Raw genomic sequence first — 19,418 nt, forward strand, 5'->3', positions numbered from 1 at the left:
CAGAAACATGAGTGAACTTTTAGTCTATAAAGCCTCCGCAGGTTCAGGTAAAACATTTACCCTGGCCGTGGAATACATCAAACTGATCATTCTCAATCCCCGTGCCTATCGGCAAATTCTCGCTGTCACCTTTACCAATAAGGCAACTGCAGAAATGAAAGAACGCATTCTTAGTCAGCTTTACGGCATACAGATAGGCGATAAAGATTCCGAAGCCTACCTCAACCGAATTAAAGAAGAGACAGGAAAAACCGAACAGGAGATACGGGAAGCGGCAGGCGTCGCCCTTAGCTATATGCTGCATGATTACAGCCGGTTCAGGGTAGAGACTATCGACTCATTTTTTCAATCTGTCATGCGCAATCTCGCACGGGAACTGGAACTTAGCCCGAATCTGAATATTGAGTTAAATAACACCGAAGTTCTTAGTGACGCTGTAGATAGCATGATTGAGAAACTAGGACCCACTTCTCCCGTTCTCGCATGGTTACTCGATTATATCAACGAACGAATTGCCGACGATAAACGTTGGAACGTGTCGGACGAAGTAAAAAGTTTCGGACGCAATATTTTCGATGAAGGTTATATTGAAAAGGGAGAAGGACTCCGGCAACGGTTACGAAACCCTGATACCATCAAAGAGTATCGCAAGCAACTGAAAGCGCTGGAAACGGAAATTCTGGAGCAAATGAAAGGATTCTACGACCAATTCGAAGGAGAACTGGATGGACACGCACTGACTGCTGATGATCTGAAAAACGGTTCACGCGGAATCGGAAGTTATTTTCGTAAACTTAATAATGGTATTTTAGGCAATGATATCCGTAATGCTACAGTAGAAAAATGTCTGGAAGACGCAAAGAACTGGGCAACCAAGACTTCTCCCCGCTACGCGGACATCATTAATTTAGCCAACTCTAGTCTCATGCAAATTCTGGAAGATGCTGAAAAGTTACGTTCCAAGAATAATTTGTTACTGAATAGTTGCCGATTATCCCTGCAACATCTCAACAAAGTGCAACTCCTCGCCAATATCGATGAAGAAGTACGTCAGTTGAATCACGACAACAATCGTTTTCTATTATCAGATACGAATGCCCTGCTCCATCAACTGGTGAAAGACGGTGACTCCTCTTTTGTATTCGAAAAGATAGGAACGAATATCCATAACGTCATGATAGATGAGTTTCAGGATACCAGCCGGATGCAATGGGGAAATTTCAAATTGCTCTTACTGGAAGGATTGTCTCAAGGAGCAGACAGTTTGATTGTAGGAGACGTTAAACAATCCATTTATCGTTGGCGAAATGGCGATTGGGGAATTCTCAACAGCCTGAATAATCACATCGAACATTTCCCGATCCGCGTCAAGACATTAGCTACCAACCGGAGAAGTGAAACCAATGTTATCCGGTTTAATAACCAAATCTTCACAGCTGCCGCCAACTATCTGAACGGAGTATATAAGCAACAGTTAGGCAAGGATTGTGAGGATCTGCAGAAAGCCTATGCCGACGTTGTGCAGGAATCTCCCCGAAGTACAGAAAAAGGATATGTAAAAGTCTCTTTTCTCGAACCCGACGAAGAACATGGTTATACCGAACAGACATTAATCAGTCTGGGAGAAGAAGTGCAACATCTCCTCACCTCCGGAGTACGACTGAATGATATAGCCATCCTGGTACGAAAAAATAAAAGTATTCCCCGAATCGCCGACTACTTCGATAAGGAGCTACACTATAAAGTGGTATCAGACGAAGCCTTCCGCCTTGACGCCTCTCTTGCCATTTGTATGATGCTGGATGCACTGCGATTCCTTTCCGATGAAAATAATAAAATAGCACGTGCCCAACTGGCCGTAGCCTATCAAAACGAGGTTTTACAGAAAGGACTGGATTGGAATACTCTCCTACTCCTCCCTGCCGAGAATTATCTTCCCGCCGCTTTTCTTGAAAAGACAAAGGAACTAAGGCTAATGCCTCTTTATGAGCTTTTAGAAGAACTTTTCAGCATATTCGAGATGAATCTTATCAAAGATCAGGATGCCTATTTATTTGCTTTCTTTGATGCGGTGACCGATTATCTGCAAAGCAACTCTTCCGAGCTAGACGGATTCATCCGGTATTGGGACGAAACATTATGCAGTAAAACAATTCCGAGTGGAGAAGTAGAAGGTATCCGGATTTTCTCCATACACAAATCCAAAGGATTGGAATTCCATACCGTACTCCTTCCTTTCTGCGACTGGAAACTGGAGAATGAAACCAATAATCAGCTTGTATGGTGTGCCCCGCAAACAGCACCATTCAATGCATTGGATATTCTTCCTATTAACTATTCCACCCAAATGGCTGAATCGATTTATGGTAACGACTACCTGCAAGAACGTCTTCAACTTTGGGTGGATAACCTCAATCTACTATACGTTGCTTTTACCCGCGCAGGGAAAAACCTTATTATCTGGAGCAGAAAAAAACAAAAAGGCACCATGTCCGAACTATTGGCAAACACCCTACCGATAGTAGCCCAAGAAGAAGGGATTGACTGGGAAGAAGACTGTTACGAGCAAGGACAACTATGCCCTTCCGAAAAAGAAAGAATCAAGACATCCACAAACAAGCTAACCCAGAAACCAGAGAAACTCCCTATTCGGATGGAATCCATGCGGCATGATATTGAATTTCGTCAGTCCAACCGCTCTGCTGACTTCATTCAGGGCATTGAAGAAGAAGATTCGGACGACCACTTTATCAACCGCGGACGTATGTTACATACTTTATTTTCTGTCATCGAAACAGCAGAAGATATCGATCCAGCCATCGAACGGCTTATTTTTGAAGGAGTTATCAGAAATGACGAGAAAGAAAAAGTGGCTCGTGAAGTTGCAAAGAAAGCTTTTTCTTCTCCTGAAATTCAAGATTGGTATTTCGGAAAATGGACACTCTTTAATGAATGTGCTATTATCTATAAAGAAAAAGGAGTTTTGCAAACCCGTCGTCCGGATCGTGTAATGATGAAAGACGATCAGGTTGTTGTAGTCGATTTCAAGTTTGGTAAGGAAAATCCTAAATATAACAAACAAGTGAAAGGATATATGCAACTTCTTACCAAGATGGGATATAAAAATATCACCGGCTACTTGTGGTATGTGGATGAAGAAAAAATAGAAAAAGTATGAAAGCTGTTCCTCTCATCGGCATTGCCCGCCATCGACTAACGATTGACGGTGAAGGAGTTACAACATTAGTTGCTTTCCATGGCTGTCCGTTGCGTTGCAAATATTGTCTCAATCCGACATCTTTGCAGCCCGATGGTGTTTGGGAGAGCTATGATTGTAACCAGCTCTACGAGGAAGTACGCAAAGATGAACTTTATTTCCTGGCGAGTTGCGGAGGAGTCACATTTGGCGGTGGAGAACCTTTGTTACAAAGTGAATTTATCAGGCAATTCCGCCAACTCTGTGGCCCGGAATGGAGAATCACTGTCGAAACCTCTCTCAATGTTCCGCAACAGAATGTAGAAGAACTGATTTCTATTATAGACAATTACATAATCGACATCAAAGATATGAATAATAACATCTATCAGCGATATACCGGAAAGAATAATGAAAACGTCTTAGGTAATTTGCGATATTTAATCGGGAAAGACAAAGCCAAGCAAATCGTTATTCGGACACCACTCATCCCTTCCTATAATACGGAGAAGGATATTGACCAAAGCATAGAACTTTTGAAAGAAATGGGAATCACCCAATTCGACCGATTCACCTATAAAACCCCTAATGATTAATGCCATGGCAAGAGGAAAACAAACCTGTAAAATCTTAAAAGAGATTCGTCGGCAGATAGCCGAAGCGAATGATATTGAATTCATCACCTCTGAATGTCAGCATCAGGGAGATTGTTTGGGTACTTGCCCCAAATGCGAAGCTGAAGTTCGATATTTGGAGCAACAACTTGAACGAAAACGCCGTGTAGGTAAGGCCATCGCTCTGTTTGGACTATCAACTGGTATACTCACAATAATACCTCCTACTTCATTGGACGCAGAAACACTGCAATGCCCTAAAATGAATTGGACCATTACTGCTGACAGCCTGATACAAGAAAAAGACATGAAAGGGGAAGCCCCCTTTTATGGTCCGGAAAAGCTACCGGAATTTCCCGGAGGAACAGAAAAATTTATAGAATTTCTGAAAGAAAATCTTCGTTATTCAGAAATAGATAGTATTGCTAATAATACATACACTGATGTAAAATTCACTATAGATTATGACGGACAAGTTATCAACCCTAAGATTACCCGCAAGATACACCCCAAAGTTGAAGCTGAAATATTAAGGGTCATGTCTCTCATTCCTCGTTGGACACCCGGTATGTTGGCAAATGAAACAGTACAAGTGACATACAATCTGATGCTTTCATTCAGTGCGATGTATGGCCCGGAATTGAGAATCACTTATACTCGTATAAACTATCCTGACGTTTACGAGAAAGTACCTGTTATGCCCGATTTTCCTGAAGGCCAGCAAGCTCTCATGGAATTTCTTGCAAAAAAGATTCAATACCCTAATACAGGAACAGAAGGTAATGGTGTACAGGGGCGTACTATTATTCAGTTCATCGTTGATAAAGAAGGAAATATAGTCAAACCAGAAGTTTTACGTGGCGTAGATCCTTATCTGGATAAAGAAGCTTTACGCGTCATTAATCAAATGCCTAAATGGAAACCGGGAGAACTGGAAGATGGTACTAAAGTTGCTGTTTATTTCACCGTACCTGTTATGTTCCGATTACAATAAATACAAGAATCAGAAAATAGTTTAATCAATATGCAATCATTTCTCCAACTAGTCGCTCATGATTTATATACCAAGATAGGAAACGACCTGTCACGTACGGTACTCGTTTTCCCTAATAAACGTGCTAACTTGTTCTTCAATGAATATTTAGCAGGAGAATCCGATAAACCGATCTGGTCACCAGCTGCCATGAGTATCAGCGACCTGTTTCAGAAACTATCCGTACAGAAAAGCGGCGATCCTATTCGATTGGTCTGCGAACTTTATAAAGTGTTCAAAGAGGAAACACGGAGTCAGGAAACATTGGACGATTTCTACTTCTGGGGCGAATTGTTGATTAGTGATTTTGATGATGTAGATAAGAATATGGTCGATGCCGACAAATTATTCAGTAATCTACAAGATTTGAAAAATCTGATGGATGACTATGAATTCCTTGACAAAGAGCAGGAAGAAGCCATACAACAGTTTTTTCAGAATTTCTCCATTGAAAAACGGACCGAACTAAAAGAAAAATTTATTTCCCTTTGGGACAAGCTAGGTACTATCTACCATCGTTACCGTGTGAACCTGGCAGAGTTAGGCATTGCTTACGAAGGCATGCTCTACCGGAACGTGATCGAACAACTCGATACCGACCAACTCAAATACGACAAATACATATTTGTCGGGTTCAATGTTTTGAACAAAGTAGAAAGTGACTTTTTCAGAAAACTGAAAGATGCGGGCAAGGCACTCTTCTATTGGGACTATGATATCTTCTACACCCAACAAATCAAAAAACATGAGGCCGGAGAATTCCTGAAACGTAATCTCGAGGAATTTCCGAACGAACTCCCGGAAAGCTTTTTCAACACCTTTAAAGAACCGAAGAAAATACGTTATATTTCCGCTTCTACCGAGAATGCCCAAGCACGTTTCCTTCCCGGATGGATTAAGGCGATAACAAACGATCATTCACAAATTACCGTAGAAAAGGAAAAAGAAAATGCTGTAGTGCTTTGTAATGAAGCTCTGTTGCTTCCCGTACTTCATTCCATTCCGCAGGAAGTGAAGAATGTCAATATCACCATGGGATTCCCATTGGCTCAAACTCCTGTTTATAGCTTTATCAATGCCGTAATGGAACTGCAAACCAATGGTTACCGCTCCGATACCGACCGATTCACTTACGAGGCAGTATCCGCCATATTGAAGCATCCCTATACCCAACAATTATCATCCCATGCCGGTCCCCTGGAACGTGAACTGACCCAAACAAACCGTTTTTATCCACTTCCGTCAGAACTTAAACAGGATGATTTTCTAACTACCCTCTTCACTCCCCGTAATGGTATAAAAGAACTATGCGATTATCTGATCGAATTAATCAAAAACATTTCAACCATTTATCGGAAAGAAGGAGAATACAATGATATCTTCAATCAACTATATAGAGAATCGCTCTTTCAAAGCCATACCAAAATCAACCGTCTCTACAGTTTGATTGAAAGCGGAGAACTAAATATACGCACCGATACTCTGAAACGACTGATTACCAAAGTACTGACATCTTCTAACATTCCTTTCCACGGAGAACCTGCTATCGGAATGCAAGTCATGGGAGTATTGGAAACACGTAATCTGGACTTCCGGAATCTCATTATATTGTCTCTCAACGAAGGACAACTTCCAAAATCCGGAGGAGATTCCTCTTTTATTCCCTATAATCTCCGGAAAGCATTTGGCATGACCACTATCGAACACAAAAATGCAGTGTATGCCTACTACTTTTATCGACTGATACAACGGGCAGAGAATATCACGCTACTCTACAATACTTCTTCGGACGGTCTCAACCGTGGAGAAGAATCCCGCTTCATGCTGCAATTACTTGTAGAAGGTCCACATGATATCACTCGCGAGTATCTGGAAGCCGGACAATCTCCGCAAAGTACCCAAGAGATACGAGTAGAAAAAACACCTGAAGTACTAAGACGAATCTATCGTGCTTACGATAGCACTCATCCAAATTCACTGGTTCTCTCTCCTTCCGCCCTTAATGCTTATCTGGATTGCCGGTTGAGATTCTACTACCGCTATGTAGCGGGCTTGAAAACACCGGACGAAGTGAGTGCTGAAATTGATTCCGCTCTATTCGGAACCATTTTCCACCTCTCCGCCCAATTAGCATACACCGACCTGACTGCAACCGGAAAAACGATACAGAAAGAAGATCTTGAACGCTTATTACGCAATGACGTGAAGCTACAAAGCTACGTTGACCAAGCCTTCAAAAAAGAATTATTCAAAGTTTCTCCCGAAGAAAAACCGGAATATAACGGCATACAACTTATCAACTCCAAAGTAATTGTTTCCTATCTGAAACAATTGCTGCGTAACGACCTTCAATATACTCCTTTCGAAATGGTCGCTATGGAAAAGAAAGTTTCAGAAGAGATTACTATACAAACAGGACAAGGACCGTTCACTCTCCGTCTGGGTGGCACAATCGACCGTATGGATGCAAAAGAAAGTACCCTGCGGATTGTTGACTACAAAACAGGAGGAAGCCCTAAAATACCTGCTAATATCGAGCAACTGTTCACCCCATCGGAAACACGCCCGAACTATATCTTCCAGACTTTTCTGTATGCTGCTATCATGAGCCGGCAACAATCGTTAATGGTAGCTCCTGCTCTGCTCTACATCCACCGGGCAGCATCGGAAAACTATTCGCCTGTTATTGAAATGGGAGAACCTCGTAAACCGAAAATACCGGTAAACAACTTCGCTTTCTTTGAAGATGAATTCCGTGAACGCCTGCAAACATTATTAGAAGAAATATTCAGCGAAGAAGAGCCTTTTACGCAGACAGAAGATACTAAAAAATGTTCGTATTGCGATTTTAAGGCTATCTGCAAACGATAAACCGAAAATAGAATATACCAATTAAATAAGGGCACGATTTACATATTCATGCAAACCGTGCCCTTATTATTTCTAGTCGTATTATCTATAGTTATCTTATTTCTCCAACAATGGAATTGAGAAACTAAATGTAGACCCGTCTCCCTTCTTTGAAGTAAACCAAAGTTTACCGCCATTTTTGACAACAAAGTCCTGACACAATAACAATCCGAGTCCCGAACCTTCTTCATTGTTTGTACCAAAGGTACTGAAATGAGTATCGGTATGCAGCAACTTCTTCTGATTTTCGTCATCAATACCGCAACCACTGTCTTTCACACTTACGATTGCCATACCGTCTTCTTCTGCCAGTGACACCACTACTTCCGAACCTTCATTGCTAAACTTAATCGCATTACTGATTAAATTACGAATCACCGTCTTAATCATGTCAATATCAGCACGAACAGCCACATTCTCTACAGGCACATCTTGTACTATCTTAATATTTTTCAGACTGGCCACCATCGTAAAGATTTCACTTACGCCCTCTACGACTTCCACCATATTAATATCCTGATAAACCACTTTCAGTTTACCAATCTGGCTCTTCGTCCATTTCAGCAGATTATCAAGCAATGAGAATACATCTTCTGTTGTCTGATTAGCCATTGTCAGCAATTCATACATCTCATCACCAATTGTTTCGCTTGGCAGATTCAGAATCAGCATATTCAGCACCATCTTGATAGATCCCATTGGTGAACGCAAGTCATGTGCAATCACAGAATAGAGTTTGTCGCGTCCCATGATCGTCTTACGCAACTCTTCCGTTTGTGCAACAATGATTCTTTTCGCTGCAACCAACGAAATCTGGTGCGTCACACGAATAATCAATTCTTCTTTATTGAATGGCTTTGAAATAAAGTCATTACCACCCACCTGAAATCCTTTTACGATATCCGCCGTACTATTTAGAGCAGTCAGGAAGATAATGGGAATTTCAGCCATTTCGGGGTCTGCTTTCATTTGTTGAGCTACCTCAAAGCCACTGATATCCGGCATCATTACATCCAGTAATACAAGATCCGGATTTTCCTTCTTCACTTGTTCCAACGCCTGTGTTCCATTACCGGCAGTCACAATTTTGAATTTCTCGTTGGTCAAAAGTACCTTTAATAAAAGGACGTTTGATATTACATCGTCCACAATAAGGACTTTATATTCAGAAGGATTAATTTCCATATTCATAATTTTCTTTTTTTATGCTTCAGACATTTTTAAAATATTCAATCATACGCTTCAGCCCCTCTTCAAGTTCAACAGTAGGCTGCCAGCCCAATTTCTCTTTAGCCAATGTAATATCCGGTTGGCGTTGCTTCGGATCATCATCCGGTAAAGACTTAAATACAATCTTCGAAGATGAACCGGTCATACTAATGATCCTTTCCGCCAATTCCAATACCGGAAATTCATTCGGATTCCCCAGGTTTATAGGACCTGTAAACTCGTCCTCCGTATTCATCATTCTTATCATTCCTTCAATCAAATCATCAATATACTGGAAGCTGCGTGTCTGCTTCCCATCACCATATATTGTTATATCTTCATTATTCAACGCTTGAAGAATAAAATTAGAAACAACCCGTCCGTCATTCGGCAACATTCGCGGACCATACGTATTAAAAATACGGATAATCTTCACACGCACATTATTCTGACGGTGATAATCCATAAATAATGTTTCTGCGCAACGCTTTCCCTCATCATAGCAAGACCGGTAACCTACCGGATTCACATTTCCCCAATAGCTTTCCGGTTGCGGATGAACGATTGGATCTCCATATACCTCACTCGTAGAAGCTTGCAGAATCTTGGCATCCAGTCTCATTGCCAATCCCAGCATATTAATGGCTCCCATCACAGATGTTTTGGCAGTTTGAATCGGGTCATGTTGATAATGAATGGGAGATGCCGGACAAGCCAAATTATAAATTTCATCTACTTCAGCCGAATAAGGATAAGTGACATCATGCCTCACCACCTCAAAATGATGATTATCCATCAAGTGAATGATATTATCTTTCGAACCCGTAAAAAAATTATCCAGGCATATCACGTCGTGACCTTCGTTTATAAGCCGAGTACAGAGATGAGAGCCTATAAAACCGGCTCCGCCACTTACCAATATTCTTTTCATTCTAAATATTTCTATTGTTTACTAAAGAGACGCTGTCTCTTCGTTTTGTTTATGGTCACAAATGTAACCGATTTGCTTAAAATAAACAATTTTCGGAGAGGATATTTAAAAAAAAAGCAGATTTAAATAGTTTCAATTTCCGAAACAACTTGCCACTGACAAATGTTTATAATAGAAAAGTATTATTTATTAGAACTATTATGATGACAAATAATCCAAATGCAAACCTCATAGAAGCGATGAAGGAAAAGCTTCCGCTCAAAGGACAACTGGCAGATATGTTAATGGACACGCTATACATAGGAAAAGAGGCAGTATACAGAAGATTGCGCGGTGAAGTACCTTTCACCTTACAAGAGTCGGCTCTTATTTCAAGAAAACTGGGTATATCGCTAGACAAGATTATAGGACTAAGTTTCAAATCGAACGCCATGTTTAATATAAACATTGTAGATTATGACGACCCGTTCGAGAGTTACTACAATATCCTTGAAAAATATGTCTCGCTAATCAATACGATGCCGGATGACCCGAATTCTGTAATGGGAACTTCTGCCAACATTATTCCCCAGACTCTCTATCTGAAACATGAACTTCTGGCAAAATTCCGTTTATTCAAATGGATGTACCAGAATAAATATATTGATTGCAAGAGTTTCGAAGAATTGGATATTCCACCGAAACTGGTCAATATCCAGAAAGACTATGTAGCAATGACACGTCATATCCACTCCATAGACTATATATGGGATAATATGATTTTCCAACACCTTATCAACGATATCCAATACTTCGCCAGCATCCATCTCATTTCCGACGAAACAAAAGAAGAAATCAAAAATGAATTATTCTTATTGGCGGACGAACTGGAAGAACTGGCTATCAATGGCAAGACAGCCGATGGCAATCGTGTACGCATCTATGTGTCGAATATCAACTTCGAGGCAACATATAGCTATGTAGACACCAATAACCTGCAAATGAGCCTCATACGTATTTATTCCATCAACTCCATTACCACGATGGACAACGAAATTTTCTGTACCTTGAAAGAATGGATTCAACCTCTGAAAAAGTTCTCCACTTTGATATCCGAAAGCGGTGAAATGCAGCGTATTCAATTCTTCAAGCAACAGCGAGAAATTATTGACGCTCTTTAATTTTATTTTCGCAGATTAGAACTTCAAAAAAAAATCAGTTCCAATAAATGAAAGTAGATAAGATTCTTATCTACTTTTTTTCATTCCCTGTCCTCACCGCTTCCGTTTGATTCCCAATCAGAAAAAGACACATACATTCATCTCTGTTTTTCCACACAAATCTTTCAAACACAAGACGTAATTTTGCATAGAATGTATCACAAAGATTATTAACATTAAAATTAAAGGAACAAACAATGAAAAATGGTATTCTAAACGAATTAATATCTACAATGAAGGAGCGAATTCCTCAAGATATGAATCTGGCCAATACTTTGGCTGACATTTTATGCATGGGAAAGGAAGCTGTCTATCGCAGATTGAGAGGTGAGGTGTCTTTTACAATAGACGAAGTAGCACTGCTTTCTCAAAAACTCGGTATTTCTATTGACCAGATTGTCGGTAGCCATGTATCTAATAAAGTTACTTTCGACCTGAACTTACTTCATGCCACTAGTGCGCTGGAAAGTTATTACGAAATAATCAACCGTTATCTGCAAATTTTCGACTATGTGAAAACAGATAATACGACGGAGGTGTATACTGCATCCAATTCCCTTCCCTTTACACTTTATTCTTCCTATGAGAATTTGTCTAAATTCCGTCTTTGCCGATGGATGTATCAGAATGGAGATATAAAGACGCCACATTCTTTGGAAGACATGTCTGTGGATGAACGGATCGTCAATGTGCATAAGAAGTTGAGTGAAAGTATAAGACAGTGTCCAAAAACGTTTTTCATCTGGGACACAAATATCTTTTATTCTTTTGTGAAAGAGATCAAGTACTTTGCCAGCCTGAATCTGATAAACAAGGACGATGTCATGCATTTGAAAGAAGAACTTCTTCAGTTACTTGGCGTGGTAGAACATCTGTCCATAAAGGGAGAGTTCAGCGAAAACAAGAAAGTGTCTTTCTATCTGTCCAATATCAGTTTCGAAGCCACTTACAGCTATATCGAGAAACATGATTACCAAGTCAGTCTGCTGCGGGTATATTCTATCAACTCGATGGATTCGCAAAGCTCATATATCTGCCAGATGCAACGCAATTGGATTCAATCGTTGAAGCGCCACTCTATTCTGGTTTCGGAAAGTGGAGAAGCACAGCGTATTGCTTTCTTGCAAAAGCAGTTGGAAGTTATCAATACGTTGTAAACAAAGGGAAACACACTAAACATTGTGGATTCTAGGAATAAAAAGAAAAGGATTTAATAGACGAGCTGTATCAGAATGAAGACAAACAACATTCTGATACAGTTCTTTTAGCTTTTATTCTATTGTGCGCACACAACGATACCAAGCCCAAGTTGTGGACTCTACCGTAGCCCATGCGCCGAATTCACCATTATTATGTCCGACCAGCCAATAGTTGCTATCGCGTGAAGTCAATGTCCAGTGCACAGTACTAATCTTCTCGAATCCGTTCCCTGTCCAAGTAGTCGAGTCACCGAAACCTTGGTTTTCGATATTGGTTACAGCCCCTCCCATACTAAGTACTAAATACATCTCACGCTGAGTAGGTAGACGCCAGCCACTCCCTTTGCTTTCGCATGCCGCTTTTGCTTCCGCCCAAGTTTTACCATTACTACTGGAATTTTCAATCTGAAACTTAGGAGCAACCTTATTCATTGCGACACTTGTATCCGGAATTTCACCTGAAGCAAATAACACCAAAGGATCTGTTCCTCCACTGGCATCGCGAGAGACAATAGTGACCCCCGAGGATTCTACCATCAAATAAGGGTACTTCTTTCCGCTATTTGTATTATCCCTTACGCAACGAAAATAATTATTATTACTAACAGGTGCGGAATCCGGATAACCTGCCGACATTTCCATCCCAAAACGTGTTGTAGAGCCTTTAGCCTCATAGTATGATGAAGACCAGTAGTTACCTGTCCAGTTTTGATACCACCCATATATATTCTGACCGTCATGATAATTACTGTTAATCGCATTACCACCCAAAGCATTTTCATAGACAAATGACAGCAACAGTTCACTAGCAGTAGGCAGACGCCAACCATCGCCTATATTCCTACAGATATCCTCCGCATCGGCTACATTTTCCAATCGCCCCACACTTTGGTTAGTTCCGTTATAATATCTCCTATTATCAAACCGAAGCGGATAAAGATAGAAAAGAGGTTCCCCGGCAGTTGTGTAAGATTTGGTTTCGGACACCATCTGAAGGTCAATCGTACGATAAAACGGGAATTCTTCATCTGCCACGGTATGCATTACATTTCTGAACGTGATTCTTATCGTTCCGCTTTTTCCTTCTTTCCACTTGCCGGGGTGAAGCTTCAGCCTGAAATCGTATCCATGACCAACCACATCATTTCCCTTGCCGTCATCATAGCCTATGATAGACTCAAGATACATCTTGTCGTCCGCATTCTTTCTACCTATAATTACATCATTATCCGAATCGGTCCGAATCAGTCCGGTGCCATCATCGTTCGTTATATTCAATTCCTCAATATCCATAATTTCCCAATTGTTATTGACAAACAATTGCAAGTATTGTTCCGCACCCAGATTGACTTTATAAGTACGACTATTGACTGTAGTGGAAAGATATCGGAGTGAAAACTCCAGCTCCCCCTGATTGATGGGGAATTGTACTTGAGTAAGGTATCCTTCCTTATCGTACAGGTCGAACAACATAAAGTCCCAACGCCACCACCAGCCTGCACCATCTTCAACAGTACCATCGCCTGCTCTTCGCGGATTAGGCTGTATAGTAAACGCCTGCACCCTTTCACTGAACGGTATCGCATTCGTCCTGTCTAATTGCGGAATCAAACCGCCGGCATTATATTGGACCATATTGACACCACCAGTGCCATAAAGCTTACCTTCTATCCTATCCACGGAAAACATGACATACACCGTCTGCGGTTCAAGAGGGAGTTCGTCGCCATCAGGATTTCGAATTGGAAAAAAAAGACCTCTCTCCAACACATTTCCGTATGCATCGACAAATTTGATAATTCCCGGATCTATTGTATACTGTGTCACTTCAATATTGTGAGTCAGGCGACCTGCCGTCAACGTAACAGTAGCCTTACGCCCAACGCCAATATTTTCATTATTAAAATATGGAATCTTCAATTTGAGTTGGGTATCATCGTTCGCAACGCCCGATGCCGCATCAGCTCCACCTTCAAATTTGAGCCAGTCGTTCCCTGCAGTAATGGTGGCCTTCCAGCCTCCGGGACTGTCAGTAAAAACGTCTATGGCATAACTATTATTCTGGTATTGAGTAACAGCGAGCTCCGATTCACCCACTCCAAGCATATATTGCCCATTGTAGACCACATCTTTGACCTTATCACGATCATAGTGTATCAGCCAGAATTTCAAGTTGGACATGACTGTATATGATGCCAGCGCCTCGCTAAAACTTTTATAACCGGTTCCCAATGCTTGGGTAATGGTAATGATGTATTTATGGTTTCGCTTCAAAGGCAAATATTCCACTTGTTCTCCTGTATTTCCGTTTTTGGTAAAATCCACCCGGTAAAATGTCGATTCACCCGTACCGATCCTTCCTTTCACAATCAGGCAAGTAGCATCCTTACGGCTCGCTTCTCCGTCTGCTCCCGCACCACCGGCATCCTCTGCCGCCAGGGATTCAAATGTATAAATCTCCCCATCGTAGGGTGTGTTACCATTTACGGAATAAAGGATTGCATCCCCTTCTTCCGTCATTTTACCACTACCCGCGGGGAGAACCGGAGTATCCGGAACCGGGTCAGTAACCTGCCCGTTCGTGTTCCATGCCGGAGCAATATATCCGGTGGTATTGTAATTGGCCAGGTAAACCTCTTCGACCGTGAAATTCGAAGTGGCACTGTTATTACGGATATCAATACGCGCCAGCATACGTTTCATATTTATGCCGGTTATCGGATCCATCGAAGGAGTGATTTTGCTTATTACCTTCTCCCCGTACATCGGAATCCGCGTATACCCACCAGTTGTCGAGCCATCTGCCAACCATTTGCCGGTCTGGGTGTGGAGCATCTTTTCCATTGCCTCAACCTTGGTGGTCGCTCCCTTCGTGAAGCCCGACACAATATTATCAAGTTCCTTATTTGCCACAACCACGATGCAGGTAGATGCGGTAGTGGGAGAAAGCACAGCAGAGAAACTCACAGTGGAATTGTCAGCCAAGTCCTGAGTGACTCCTGTAGCGCTGACCCATTCCAGAAATACTGCCGGCGTTTTTGACATATCAAAAACAAGAATATCCACCGTTTCTATTTCGTCTTCTTTCTTTGCTGTTCCCGTTCCGGTCATCGTACGCGAAGATACGGACGGGAGGTTTACATCGGGAACCGTTAATGTAAAACGAATGCCATTTCCTGCCGGAGAAGGCGTCGACTCAAATTCTTCCTGTACGCATCCGGTAAGCCATACCGTCATCAACAGAACAGACAAAAGATAGCACTTTCTTTTTATTGAAACCTTATATTGCATATTTCTATTTCCTTTCCTTAAACTTTGATATTGCATATTCGTCATTATGGTGCGGTCAATGTCACCGTTATTGGCAGATTATCACCATTCGTATTGGTTAGTATGAGTCTAGCCGTATCACCGGACACAGCATCGGCTCTAAAGTAGAAGTAAACCGCATCACCACTCACGCCACTTGTTTCGAGCATTGTCTCACTGTTAAGCAGAATTTTATCCGGATCTTGTATCTGGGTTATCTTCCACTCCCATATTCCCGGATTGCCCGAAGTAAAGACAATCTTGCGACGTCGCATATTTCCGGTTCCATTATCGTTGCTGTCCAACTCTACGTTCGAGGTCAGCCACTCTCCGTCTTCTCTCCACTGACTCAACAGTACATGGTGCCGCAAATTACCGGCATTGATATAAAAGCCTGTTTCCCGCTTAGTTCCGGTTCCTGAATTAAATTTGGGCATCACAACCTGGATATTATACGTATACACTCCTTCCGAAAGGGATATCTGAGTCATATTAACTGTCGGCCACGTATCCATGGTACTTTTGTTTAATGACGCCCCCGGCAGAAATCCTGTATCCGGATTAGCATCATAATTCGTTTTCACTTCTATATTGACAGTGACCCCATCACCAGCCGTCTGTACCTTGGTCTGCGATAATTTGAGATAATACTGTTTATCGAAAATTACATTCACCTGGCTTTCCGTCCATTCAAGCGGGGTAGCTGAAAGCTGATAGGTTTCGTTGGATATCGTAAGATTGTAGTTGATGTACTCGCCCGATTCCCAAGAATGCGGATTCTTGGCGAGAATATCACTGAACAGGAATTCCCGATCGCCAAAGTTGGTGGTAACAACGATTTTGGCGGTTGCGGAGAAAGCGTCAGTCGGCAACATGAGGAATGTATCACCTATCAAGGTGGCATCTTCAGTAACTGTTTTGTTACCGGTGGGAGTAGAAGCGACCTTCCCGGTGGCGACATCGCTCCAGACAAACTTCGGTTTGCCGTTTTTCGTCGTGGTGGTCGGAATTTCAGTCATCGCAAGGTTACCGCTTTTTCCCACATTCTGGAATTCTATTTTCTCGATAGTCACCTCATTCGGTACAGGAGCTACTTTCTTGAATGTAAAGGTAACCTTGGTCAATGTGTGGTAGAAGTGTATATTCACACCTTCAACCCATATAGGGCCCGATATAGCCGCCAATACATCGACATGATTGGCGGCGGATTCATTCGCTGTATAATTCAGCACCATTTCTCCGGGATCAGTGAAACTCGCAGTAGGCGCATTCGCATCACTGTACGGATACCAGGAGAAGAACTTCATGCTCGCATTCAACAATCCGGGCCAATATTGCAACGGCGAGATGGTGGCTGTCAGGTCGGCGTTAACCGTAGCACTTGCATTGAAGTATGGTTGGGGAACAGAAGCATTGGGAGTCAGTGAACCGTAAAGACCGAAAGTCTCTTCTTTCAGATCGGTATTCGAAGAGATTACCGTACCACGAGTGTAGACATAGCCGCCTTCTCCAATACGTTGCACAACAATTAATTCCTTATCACACGTCATCTCTTCTCTGACACACGAAAAGAGGACAGCCGAAAGGACAGCCATTGCCATAATCATCCTAATATTATTTATAGTCTTTATCATCTTACTTCTTTTCCGAAATTAAAAACAATCAGCGAAAGATATTACAAGTCCATATCCAAATCAATGTCTTGTCTTTCACCCCAATCTTCTACGCTTATCGTCAGTATCTGAATACCTATTTTTCCTACGCGTGCCGTTACCTGATACACGTTGTTCCGACGGATCTCCGTAAAAGGTTGCGCTGTCGGACTACCTGTGCCGTCAACCTTTGTTACGCTTTCAATTACTTTCCCGGTTATTCCGGTGACGTCCGAAGGCCCTTTCGGAACATTAGTCATACTGATAGACAGTCGGTCGGAATAATCCGACTTGAATAGGCGTTCGGCTGTGTAGAACGAGCAAAGCAACTTCCGGTTTTCAGCTCCGGGAGCCGATGAATATGCCCAAGTTTCTGTAGTCGCAGCCGTCCAGCTATGCGTTAATAAATTGCTTTCCGACACGTCTTCCTTCACCTTTCCGTAGTTTTTTGAAGAGTCGGCGTTATCACGCGTGCCGTTGCCCACATTTCCCATCACGAAATAGCTATCATGGGAAAAATTATGCAAGGTGACACTGGTGCTTCCGGCAGTATATCCGGTCACTGCCCCGCCGTCTATAGCTTCGATAAAGACATCTACCCGGGCTACGGCACGTTCGATCACCATTTGCACTGTTTTGGTTTCATCGGGTGCTATGGATATATCCCGGATCACTCCTGTCATAGGCATTCCGGTCGCCGAAATAATCTGCCCGTCATTATTCAGTATGCTGGAGATGTCGTAAATCATCTCTTGTAATGTCAAAAGATTAGCTATACCGTCAAGTTGGCTTGTGAGACTCTGCGGTTCGTTGGCAATAACTACGACCAGAATATCATTGCTGGAAGTCACTTCGAGAAGTTGCGCATCTATATCAGTAGCTGTCTCCGGAGTGCTCAACAGGATGTGTTCATTCACATCCAGCCTCACGCCACCGGGCGTACTGCCGAATACGATAAACCGCATGGAGTTTATCTTCTCCTGTTGTTCCACATCCCCATTGTTCACCAAGTCGATGCTAAGTTGCGCCCTGGTAGTATGGGCAGGCAACTCATAAGCCACATCAGCTTCTCTACTACATGAGAACAAAAGGATGGTGGATGCCAGATAAATGATATGTAATAGCTTTTTTCTCATTCTTAAACTTCCATCCCGTGGAGCCAATGAATCCAGGTCCCCACGACAATACCAATTTGAAGGAATCCTCCTCCGGGTTTTTCAACAACTGTAAATATCAGGTTCCATTCACTCTGCCTGTCAAGATACTCCTGAAAGGGAAGTTCCGTTCCGTCGTAACGGGAAACCGGCCGGGCAATGCTCAATAGTGTCATCAGATTGTAGCTCCAGACTTCGGCTTCGGTATTCGCATCCCTTATAATAAATTTATAATCCCATCCGCTCCTGTTGAGCAAACGCATCGTATTCAGGCGTGCAGACATAACCACATCGGATATTTCACCCGGACCTGTATAGTAAGGCACATAAGTAACCGGCCCTTGTCCTGTGGGTTCGTTTTCCCAGGAATAAACCGCATTTTCCGGTGCCTGAATTTCAAATGTATATTGTGTGCCATCCACTTTATTTTCCTCATATCCCATTAACGCGAGATTAAACCGATTGGTGTCACGTATCAGGTTCACCGGATAAATTTTATGGTTGGTATTGGATGGCAGGTGGTCCACTTCCACAACTTCTCCGAAGTAAAGATGCTGAAATTCGAAATTAACAACACCCATCTCCCGCTTCAGGGATACAATGACTTGTTGGAGGGTGGTTGTTCCTGGCACCAGTTTATTACCTGCATTGTCCGAAAGCCGGAATCTGTCAGACAGACTTCCGACGGTCAGTACTTTATAACTTCCGAAATCGAGCTCGTCGGTCAACGACATCCGGTTTCCACCAACCAACGCAGCAACCTTGGCACTTTTGGTGAAAAGCAATTTATCATCGCTATCGAACACAAGTACATCCACCGATTTAACCTGCGGATTAAATGCATCCGCATATTCCATATTGTAGTCGAATACAAATTCCAACCAAAGCTCGCACCGTGGCAGGTCTTCGCTTATACTGTCGCACGAAGCCATACATAGCATCGAAGCAACGATAAGGAACAGCGATTTAGTTTTTCCGAACATATCTTTTCTTTTAGGGGGCAACCCTATCG

The 19,418-nt window shown here is 42.3% G+C and carries 12 protein-coding genes; 6 read left to right on the forward strand and 6 right to left on the reverse strand.

Going from position 1 to position 19,418, the window contains the following annotated elements; translation table 11 throughout:
- Positions 1 to 7: 7 nt before the first annotated feature.
- From BSCG_RS16175 to BSCG_RS16160, 4 genes are read left to right on the forward strand one after another with little or no spacing between them, the layout of a single operon-like run.
- Positions 8 to 3,178 (forward strand): UvrD-helicase domain-containing protein, encoded by a 3,171-nt coding sequence (locus BSCG_RS16175; RefSeq protein WP_008775784.1) that lies wholly within the window; start codon positions 8 to 10, stop codon positions 3,176 to 3,178.
- Positions 3,175 to 3,792, forward strand: a complete 618-nt coding sequence (locus BSCG_RS16170; protein ID WP_004306249.1) for a radical SAM protein — start codon at positions 3,175 to 3,177, stop codon at positions 3,790 to 3,792. Before BSCG_RS16175 ends, BSCG_RS16170 begins: the two co-directional genes overlap by 4 nt.
- On the forward strand, positions 3,785 to 4,804 hold the full coding sequence (locus BSCG_RS16165) for an energy transducer TonB (protein ID WP_008775785.1): 1,020 nt from the start codon (positions 3,785 to 3,787) through the stop codon (positions 4,802 to 4,804). The genes BSCG_RS16170 and BSCG_RS16165 overlap by 8 nt, the downstream gene beginning before the upstream one ends.
- Positions 4,805 to 4,834: 30 nt before the next feature.
- Positions 4,835 to 7,714, forward strand: a complete 2,880-nt coding sequence (locus tag BSCG_RS16160; protein ID WP_008775786.1) for a PD-(D/E)XK nuclease family protein — start codon at positions 4,835 to 4,837, stop codon at positions 7,712 to 7,714.
- Between the two features lie 96 nt (positions 7,715 to 7,810).
- Here the strand turns inward: BSCG_RS16160 and BSCG_RS16155 are convergent, their stop codons facing one another.
- Both BSCG_RS16155 and BSCG_RS16150 read right to left on the reverse strand, forming a co-directional pair.
- Positions 7,811 to 8,944 carry a hybrid sensor histidine kinase/response regulator gene (locus BSCG_RS16155; protein ID WP_004300451.1) on the reverse strand — a complete coding sequence of 378 codons (1,134 nt, stop codon included), beginning with the start codon at positions 8,942 to 8,944 and terminating at the stop codon, positions 7,811 to 7,813.
- A 19-nt stretch (positions 8,945 to 8,963) separates the two neighbouring features.
- On the reverse strand, positions 8,964 to 9,893 hold the full coding sequence (locus tag BSCG_RS16150) for a UDP-glucuronic acid decarboxylase family protein (protein ID WP_004300450.1): 930 nt from the start codon (positions 9,891 to 9,893) through the stop codon (positions 8,964 to 8,966).
- Positions 9,894 to 10,093: 200 nt separating this feature from the next.
- Here BSCG_RS16150 and BSCG_RS16145 point away from each other — a divergent pair, with 200 nt between their 5' ends.
- The gene (locus BSCG_RS16145) at positions 10,094 to 11,053 is read left to right on the forward strand and encodes a hypothetical protein (protein WP_032845048.1); all 960 of its coding nucleotides are present in this window, start codon (positions 10,094 to 10,096) and stop codon (positions 11,051 to 11,053) included.
- A 236-nt stretch (positions 11,054 to 11,289) separates the two neighbouring features.
- On the forward strand, positions 11,290 to 12,249 hold the full coding sequence (locus BSCG_RS16140) for a hypothetical protein (RefSeq protein ID WP_004306253.1): 960 nt from the start codon (positions 11,290 to 11,292) through the stop codon (positions 12,247 to 12,249).
- A 114-nt stretch (positions 12,250 to 12,363) separates the two neighbouring features.
- On the opposite strand, the gene BSCG_RS16135 is transcribed toward BSCG_RS16140, so the two are convergent.
- From BSCG_RS16135 to BSCG_RS16120, 4 genes are read right to left on the reverse strand one after another with little or no spacing between them, the layout of a single operon-like run.
- The gene (locus tag BSCG_RS16135; protein WP_032849506.1) at positions 12,364 to 15,582 is read right to left on the reverse strand and encodes a fimbrial protein; all 3,219 of its coding nucleotides are present in this window, start codon (positions 15,580 to 15,582) and stop codon (positions 12,364 to 12,366) included.
- A 44-nt stretch (positions 15,583 to 15,626) separates the two neighbouring features.
- Positions 15,627 to 17,234 carry a fimbrillin family protein gene (locus BSCG_RS16130; RefSeq protein WP_008775791.1) on the reverse strand — a complete coding sequence of 536 codons (1,608 nt, stop codon included), beginning with the start codon at positions 17,232 to 17,234 and terminating at the stop codon, positions 15,627 to 15,629.
- A 41-nt stretch (positions 17,235 to 17,275) separates the two neighbouring features.
- Positions 17,276 to 18,388: a hypothetical protein gene (locus BSCG_RS16125; RefSeq protein ID WP_008775792.1), complete on the reverse strand. Its 1,113-nt coding sequence runs from the start codon at positions 18,386 to 18,388 to the stop codon at positions 17,276 to 17,278.
- Positions 18,389 to 18,390: 2 nt separating this feature from the next.
- Positions 18,391 to 19,389 carry a FimB/Mfa2 family fimbrial subunit gene (locus BSCG_RS16120; protein WP_008640566.1) on the reverse strand — a complete coding sequence of 333 codons (999 nt, stop codon included), beginning with the start codon at positions 19,387 to 19,389 and terminating at the stop codon, positions 18,391 to 18,393.
- Positions 19,390 to 19,418: the final 29 nt, after the last annotated feature.

This window comes from Bacteroides sp. 2_2_4 (assembly GCF_000157055.1).
Taxonomy (GTDB): Bacteria; Bacteroidota; Bacteroidia; order Bacteroidales; family Bacteroidaceae; genus Bacteroides; species Bacteroides ovatus.